We start from the raw sequence: 2,695 nt of genomic DNA on the forward strand, positions 1-2,695 counted from the left end.
ACAGTGGTAGAATCCTTGCCAGAACACCAAAATCTCTTCATAAAGCTTTAATAGAAAGAGCTCAAGAGGAAGGGGTAAGCCTCAATCAACTTGTTGTGTATCTCTTATCTCAAAGCATAAAAAAGACTCAAATTGCATAAATAATCCAAGGAGGAGAAATGGGGTCAAATCTTTATTCTTGACATTACCTCCTCTTCCTTTTATCCTTTCGTGAATTCCAGTTCCCCCAGTTCCTGCAAGTTCCACCGAACCTTTTTATTCCTTGACTTACCCCCCCAATGATTGATAGAATTCTTTACAGTAAAGAAATCAAGCAGGAGGAAATTATGCAGATAACCAGAATCAGCCCGAAACGCCAGATAACGATACCAAAAAAGGTGTGCGATAAACTTCTCCTCAAGACCGGTGATTTCCTTGAAGTCGATATAATAGATGAAGGGATTGTGCTTATTCCAAAAAAACTTATCTCAAGAGAGCAGGAATGGTTCTGGACAAAGGAATGGCAGGCGAAAGAAAAGGAGGCTGACAAAGCGATTAAGAACGGTGAGGTATCGAAAGTATTCGAGAAAGCTGACGACCTGATCAAACATCTAAGAAAATGAAGATTCAGACAACGAGACCGTTCGATGATGATTATGATGCACTTCCGGTATCGATAAAAGATAAGGCGGATAAACAGCTCACATTACTACTTTCAAATCCAAAGCATCCATCCTTACAATTGAAAAAAATGAAAGGCCATCCAGATATCTGGGAAGGAAGAATAACGAAAAGTTACCGTTTTACGTTTCAGATTATCGGTGAAATTTATCTATTAAGAAGAATTAGGAACCCATGATATTCTTAAAACGCCCAAATAAATGTGAAAAATTGGGGGCAGCCTGTTTTATCGAGTATCCTGTAGACAGATATTGAAGCTCTTTTAGTAGCAATGGGTGGCGAGGTGACTGAAGGACGTGGATCGCGGGTAAGGATTGCATTGAAGGGGGTGCGAAGAAAGTGAAAAACGAAATCAGGTCTTGAAATATAAGTTTTTTCTGCGGCATAAACCCCTTCATTATCTCTGATTATTGTAATTTGGTTATTGATTATTGGCGTTAATCTGAAGCTTGGTTATTGGAGCTTGGTTATTTATTTTGTGATCAGGTCTACTTGACATGGTGTAGCATAAGTGTTACACTTATCCTTTAAAGGAGGATATTATGCCAACGAAGAATGCAAGAGTGAACGTTGTTTTGGAAAAACCACTCTATCTGGTAGTGGAAAAATTTGCCGGGATGAGAGAGATGACGCTTGATACAAAAAAAGCGATAGACCATAAAGACGTATGGGGTTAGCGTGGGATATAAGCTTAGATACCACCCGTCCGTCAAGAGCGAGGACCTTCCAAAACTGGACAGGGCAATAGCTGCAAGAATCAGGAAAGCAATCGAGACAAGGCTTCTTGCGGCGCCCCAGGAGTATGGAGAGCCTCTCCGGCGAACGCTGAAGGGTTACTGGAAACTCCGTGTGGGTGACTATCGTGTCGTGTTCAGGGTAAAAGGTAAAGAGATTTTCGTTCTTGGTATTATTCATAGAAAAGAAGCTTATGAAATAGTTGAAAAGAATAGATCTTAAGGGCGGTATGGAAAAATGGGGTCCTTCATTATCTCTGATTATTGTAATTTGGTTATTGATTATTGTCTTTTCTCTGGAGCTTGAATATTGGTAATTGATTATTGATGTCTTTATTTTTGGGACCAGGTCCTGAATCATCAGTTTTATTCTGCTATACTTTTCTAATAAAACTTTATAGGGGCAACCCTTTGAATTAATTTGAAATCGTTATCGTTATGGAGGAGAAACAGATCATGTTCCAGGGCTGTTATGGCAATGATACAATCGATTGTGCTTCGAATGGTAATTCCCTTTTTCCGGCAATTCAAATAGAGCTTTGCTGCCTTTGCGTAGGACTCAACAATATCTTTAGGGTTGTAAAACCGTTGCGTGGAAAGATACTTTTTCAGGAGATTGTATTCCTTCTCTGAACTGGCGCCCTGCAGAACTTCTTGAAAAATAAGAGAACTTATCCCAAATGGTATTTTCTTCTGTAATACCGATTCAAACTTAATGCTCTCCTTATTTTTTGAACCTCTGAAAAAATCTATCAGGACCGATGTATCAATGAGGATCATTTATTTTCACGCATCGCTTTGTAGTCATAATCATTTTTAAATGTTATTTTACCTGCAAGGTCAAGAAGATTGAGACGCTTTCTATTATCCACGTATTCTTTCAGTGCTTCATGTATGAGAGCCTTCTTTGTTTTTAACCGTCCAAGTTTCAATGCCTCTTCAACAAGAGCGTCATCAAGTAATACATTGGTTCTCATGTACACCTCCTTATGTGTATAAAAATACACCCTTAGGAGTATACTGTCAATGAAAATTTGTTAAGGGAAAAAATGAAATCAGGTCTTGAATTATCAGTATTTTTCTGCGGCATAAACCCCTTCATTATCTCTGATTATTGTAATTTGGTTATTGATTATTGGCTTTCATCTGGAATTTGTAATTTGGTTATTAGTATTTTTTAGGGTCAGGTCTTGACATATAAGTTTTTTTCTGCTATACATTTACTATGGCTCGTCCACTTCGTTTAGAATACCCTGGTGCCTTGTACCACATTACCTCACGGGGTAATGCCGGTAACAGAA

7 protein-coding genes and 1 pseudogene are annotated in these 2,695 nt (G+C 38.5%); 6 read left to right on the top strand and 2 right to left on the bottom strand.

Annotated features, from left to right (window positions below; genetic code table 11):
- Positions 1-11 precede the first annotated feature (11 nt).
- The 6 genes and pseudogenes from NTU69_08740 to NTU69_08765 all read left to right on the top strand — a co-directional run bounded on the left by NTU69_08740 (position 12) and on the right by NTU69_08765 (position 1,617).
- Positions 12-140 (top strand): toxin-antitoxin system HicB family antitoxin, encoded by a 129-nt coding sequence (locus tag NTU69_08740; GenBank protein MCX5803598.1) that lies wholly within the window; start codon positions 12-14, stop codon positions 138-140.
- 186 nt (positions 141-326) lie between these two features.
- A complete protein-coding gene (locus NTU69_08745; protein ID MCX5803599.1) occupies positions 327-602 on the top strand; it encodes an AbrB/MazE/SpoVT family DNA-binding domain-containing protein in 276 nt (91 codons plus the stop codon).
- The gene (locus NTU69_08750) at positions 599-838 is read left to right on the top strand and encodes a hypothetical protein (GenBank protein ID MCX5803600.1); all 240 of its coding nucleotides are present in this window, start codon (positions 599-601) and stop codon (positions 836-838) included. Before NTU69_08745 ends, NTU69_08750 begins: the two co-directional genes overlap by 4 nt.
- A gap of 18 nt (positions 839-856) precedes the next feature.
- Positions 857-994, top strand: a pseudogene (locus NTU69_08755) (hexulose-6-phosphate isomerase).
- A 208-nt stretch (positions 995-1,202) separates the two neighbouring features.
- Positions 1,203-1,337, top strand: coding sequence for a hypothetical protein (locus NTU69_08760; GenBank protein ID MCX5803601.1), 135 nt, complete (start codon positions 1,203-1,205; stop codon positions 1,335-1,337).
- A 1-nt stretch (position 1,338) separates the two neighbouring features.
- Positions 1,339-1,617: a type II toxin-antitoxin system RelE/ParE family toxin gene (locus NTU69_08765; GenBank protein ID MCX5803602.1), complete on the top strand. Its 279-nt coding sequence runs from the start codon at positions 1,339-1,341 to the stop codon at positions 1,615-1,617.
- Between the two features lie 161 nt (positions 1,618-1,778).
- Here the strand turns inward: NTU69_08765 and NTU69_08770 are convergent, their stop codons facing one another.
- Positions 1,779-2,174: a PIN domain nuclease gene (locus tag NTU69_08770; protein MCX5803603.1), complete on the bottom strand. Its 396-nt coding sequence runs from the start codon at positions 2,172-2,174 to the stop codon at positions 1,779-1,781.
- The gene (locus NTU69_08775) at positions 2,171-2,371 is read right to left on the bottom strand and encodes a type II toxin-antitoxin system VapB family antitoxin (GenBank protein ID MCX5803604.1); all 201 of its coding nucleotides are present in this window, start codon (positions 2,369-2,371) and stop codon (positions 2,171-2,173) included. Before NTU69_08775 ends, NTU69_08770 begins: the two co-directional genes overlap by 4 nt.
- Between the last annotated feature and the right edge of the window lie 324 nt (positions 2,372-2,695).

It is taken from the genome of Pseudomonadota bacterium (assembly GCA_026388215.1).
Taxonomy (GTDB): Bacteria; Desulfobacterota; Syntrophorhabdia; order Syntrophorhabdales; family Syntrophorhabdaceae; genus JAPLKF01.

Excerpts from the sequence above, each read along its gene's own strand:
- NTU69_08750 (MCX5803600.1), top strand. The coding sequence starts at position 599 with ATGAAGATTCAGACAACGAGACCGTTCGATGATGATTATGATGCACTT.
- NTU69_08760 (MCX5803601.1), top strand. The coding sequence starts at position 1,203 with ATGCCAACGAAGAATGCAAGAGTGAACGTTGTTTTGGAAAAACCACTC.
- NTU69_08770 (MCX5803603.1), bottom strand. The coding sequence starts at position 2,174 with ATGATCCTCATTGATACATCGGTCCTGATAGATTTTTTCAGAGGTTCA.
- NTU69_08775 (MCX5803604.1), bottom strand. The coding sequence starts at position 2,371 with ATGAGAACCAATGTATTACTTGATGACGCTCTTGTTGAAGAGGCATTG.
- NTU69_08745 (MCX5803599.1), top strand. The coding sequence starts at position 327 with ATGCAGATAACCAGAATCAGCCCGAAACGCCAGATAACGATACCAAAA.